This is a genomic window from Syntrophomonas sp. UBA1041 (genome assembly GCF_002316705.1).
GTDB lineage: Bacteria > Bacillota > Syntrophomonadia > Syntrophomonadales > Syntrophomonadaceae > DTU019.
On the sequence record NZ_DCEA01000048.1, the window covers coordinates 10053 to 13405 of the forward strand.

Consider the following 3353-nt stretch of genomic DNA (forward strand, 5'->3'; position numbering starts at 1 on the left):
GATTTGGCGGCTATCTTCAAGACCCGCATTGAACTGCGGCAAATCGGGGTGCGGGATGAAGCTAAAATGCTTGGCGGGATCGGGACCTGCGGGCGGGAATTATGCTGCAGCAGTTTCCTGGGGGATTTTGAGCCGGTATCGATAAAAATGGCCAAGGAGCAGAACTTATCTTTGAATCCCGCTAAGATATCAGGCATATGTGGCCGATTGATGTGTTGCCTGAAATATGAATCGCAGCTGTACGACATAAAAGCACAGGAGGGCCGCAGCCATAGACCGAACAGTCGCTGAGTTAAAAACCATTCTCCGGGATATCATTCTGGAGGTAGGAGAATTAAAAGAACGAGTAGCCTTACTGGAAATGGCAGTTCATGAAAAAAGGAATGACCTGACAGAACAGCCGGCGAAAGCGCCTGCCTCGTTAGAGGGGGAAGGTCAGTTCGATGCAAGAACTGATGCTGCGGGCTGCGGTCCGGAGGATAACATTCCATATGAAAATAGCCTCAAAAAATTTTACCAGGATGGCCGCCATATTTGCCCCATGGCATTTGGCGAGGAAAGAAGCGAAGGCTGCTTATTCTGTGCGGCTATGCTGGCCAGGGGTGAGATATGATCGGATTCCGTGAGGAAGCCAGTGAATCTTGGGACGATTTGATTTTAGGCGGGTTAAAGATCATTCAGCCCCGACGAGGCTACCGCTTCTCTATTGATGCGGTTTTATTGGCTCATTTCCCGGATTTAGATCAGGTCCGTCAGGCAATAGACCTGGGAACCGGTACCGGCGTGATCCCCTTACTGTTATCCCACCGGAAACCCGCCTTGAAAATTACCGGTGTAGAGATTCAGCCAGATATGGTAGAAAGGGCCAGGCAAAGCGTTAAGTACAACAGGCTGGAGGAGCGCATCGTCATACAGTGCCAGGATATCAAGGCCATACCCGGGCATATGCCGGGATCGCAAGCTGATTTGGTGATATGCAATCCGCCTTTTTGGAAAGCGGGCGAAGGCAAATTGAATCAAAACCGGGAAGAGGCTATTGCCCGCCACGAGATCGAGGTTAAATTAGCCGACATCACAGCGGCAGCGGCACATTTGTTAAAAGAAGAGGGCCGCCTGGCCATGATCCACAGAGCGGAACGCCTGGAGGAAATCCGAAAGGAATGCGGCAAATGGGGGCTAAGAATTACGCGCCTGAGAATGGTGAAATCCTTTGCCGCTGATAAAGCCAAATTGGTCCTGGTAGAGAGCTGCCGGCGGGAAGAAGATTGCTTATACCATGAAGACCCGCCACTTATAATCTATCAAGCTCCGGGTATTTACAGCCAGGAAGTAGAATCGATTTACAATCACCGCATCAAATAGAAGTGACCGGGGAAGTGAGATCTCCATGGGAATACTGTACATATGCGGAACACCAATCGGCAATCTGGAGGATGTAAGCATCCGCCTGCTAAAGACCCTGCGCAGGGTAGACCTGATTGCCTGTGAAGATACCCGCCACACCATTAAACTCTTAAACCGCTATAAAATAAAGAAGAAGCTGGTGAGCTATCATCAGTATAGCGGACCCAAACAGGAGAATTATATAGTAGCAGAATTGTTAAGCGGCAAAACAGTAGCTCTGGTTACAGATGCCGGAATGCCTGGGATATCCGACCCCGGCCTGGGCGTGATTCAGAAGGCGATCGCTTCCGGGATCAAAATAGAAGTTGTGCCGGGTCCTTCAGCCGTCATCGCCGCCCTGAGCATGTCCGGAATGGAAACCGAAGGCTTTTTTTTCCGCGGCTTTCTGCCTGCCCGCAGCAGACAGCGCTTAACCGCCCTCAGCGAGCTGGCGCACATAAAGAACACTCTGGTTTTTTACGAGGCGCCGCACCGTCTTTTGAATACCCTTGAAGACATGCTTGGAATATGGGGAGACCGGGATTTGGTAGTTGCGCGGGAACTCACCAAAATACACGAAGAAATCTTGAGGGGGAGCATCTCAACCGCTGTGCAGCACTTTAGCGAAAATGTCCCCCGCGGGGAATTTTGCCTGGTGGTGGCAGGCTGCCGGCCACCGGTTAAAACCGCCGACCTTCACACGATCAGTTTAGAAGTGGACGAATTGATAAACCAGGGAATGGGAAAAAAAGAAGCCTTCTTGATGAAGGCGCGGGAATACGGCTTGAAAAAATCAGACATATATAATTACTACGAACTCCATAAACAGTGAATATGTATCAGCCTACTTGTTTACCCAGTTCCAAAAGGCAAGATCTGCACAGGTTCTTGCCTTTGTAGTTAGCTACTTCTTCGGCATTACCACAGAAAATACAGGCGGGCTCGTATTTTTTGAGAATGATTTTTTCGTTGTCAACGTAGATCTCCAGAGCATCTTTCTCTTCTATCCCCATGGTCCGTCTTAACTCGATAGGTATCACGATGCGACCGAGTTCATCCACTTTTCTTACTACGCCGGTTGACTTCATCATATGCTGCAATCCTCCCTCGTTTTTACGATTAACTTCCGAAACAAAGTATACCAATGCTGGCAGAAATAGTCAAGAAATATGGTGAAAATTAGTAATATTGCTGGCAGATTAGCTAGATATAGGGCATAAATATGTGGTAAATGTCGAATGACCTTCTGAGGTTTTAATTTCGCAAGTAGTAGTATTATTGCTGCAGTGATACCCCGCAAGAGAATCGCTGATGGATTAACATTATAAATTGTGTGGTAAACTATAGGAGATAGACTGCGGTATAAGCAGGTTTAGCAAAAAACGGGAAAATCATTGTATTTGGCGAAAACTGCTTTATACTGGTTGGGGAAGGCATAAACAGACAGGAGGGTCCAAGTTGTCAGAGCGGAAGCGTTTCTATATTACAACCCCCATTTATTATCCCAGCGATAATCTTCACATCGGTCATGCTTATACTACCGTGGCCGCTGATTGTATAGCCCGCTTTAAAAGAATGCAAGGTTTTGAAGTATTTTATCTCACCGGCACGGATGAGCACGGCCAGAAGATAGAGAAGGTTTCCAAGGAAAAAGGCCAAGAGCCTCAAGCTTATGTTGATGAAATCGTGGCCAGCATCAAATCTTTATGGGATACGATGCTTATCACCCATAATGATTTCATCAGGACTACTGAAAAGCGGCATGAAGATGTGGTGCAAAAAATATTTCAAAAGGTCTATGACCAGGGCGATATTTTTCTTTCCAAGTACGAAGGCTGGTATTGCACCCCCTGTGAAACCTTTTTTACGGAAAGACAACTGGTGGACGGGAATTGTCCTGACTGCGGACGAGCCGTGGAACTGCTGCAGGAGGAGAGCTATTTCTTCAATATGGGCAAATATGCTCCGCG

At 47.7% G+C, this 3353-nt stretch carries 5 protein-coding genes and 1 pseudogene; 5 read left to right on the plus strand and 1 reads right to left on the minus strand.

Annotation, left to right across the window (positions count from 1 at the left end):
- From ricT to rsmI, 4 genes and pseudogenes are all read left to right on the plus strand, one after another.
- A pseudogene (gene ricT / locus B2633_RS07310) lies at positions 1-291 on the plus strand (competence/sporulation regulator complex protein RicT); the annotation flags it as partial.
- A 28-nt stretch (positions 292-319) separates the two neighbouring features.
- Entirely contained in the window at positions 320-613 is a 294-nt protein-coding gene (locus B2633_RS07315; RefSeq protein WP_481043060.1) for an initiation control protein YabA, read from the plus strand.
- A complete protein-coding gene (locus B2633_RS07320; RefSeq protein WP_483169947.1) occupies positions 610-1362 on the plus strand; it encodes a tRNA1(Val) (adenine(37)-N6)-methyltransferase in 753 nt (250 codons plus the stop codon). Before B2633_RS07315 ends, B2633_RS07320 begins: the two co-directional genes overlap by 4 nt.
- A 25-nt stretch (positions 1363-1387) precedes the next feature.
- Positions 1388-2215, plus strand: a complete 828-nt coding sequence (gene rsmI / locus B2633_RS07325) for a 16S rRNA (cytidine(1402)-2'-O)-methyltransferase (RefSeq protein ID WP_483169948.1) — start codon at positions 1388-1390, stop codon at positions 2213-2215.
- 7 nt (positions 2216-2222) lie between these two features.
- Here the strand turns inward: rsmI and B2633_RS07330 are convergent, their stop codons facing one another.
- Complete coding sequence (locus B2633_RS07330; protein WP_481043062.1) at positions 2223-2471, minus strand: AbrB/MazE/SpoVT family DNA-binding domain-containing protein; 249 nt, start codon at positions 2469-2471, stop codon at positions 2223-2225.
- A 370-nt stretch (positions 2472-2841) separates the two neighbouring features.
- Here B2633_RS07330 and B2633_RS07335 point away from each other — a divergent pair.
- A partial coding sequence (locus B2633_RS07335) for a class I tRNA ligase family protein (protein ID WP_483169949.1) occupies positions 2842-3353 on the plus strand: 512 nt, incomplete at its 3' end.

What these genes read in the sequence shown, in the direction of transcription:
- B2633_RS07320 (WP_483169947.1), top strand. Translation starts at nt 610, where the DNA reads ATGATCGGATTCCGTGAGGAAGCCAGTGAATCTTGGGACGATTTGATT.
- rsmI (WP_483169948.1), top strand. Translation starts at nt 1,388, where the DNA reads ATGGGAATACTGTACATATGCGGAACACCAATCGGCAATCTGGAGGAT.
- B2633_RS07330 (WP_481043062.1), bottom strand. Translation starts at nt 2,471, where the DNA reads ATGAAGTCAACCGGCGTAGTAAGAAAAGTGGATGAACTCGGTCGCATC.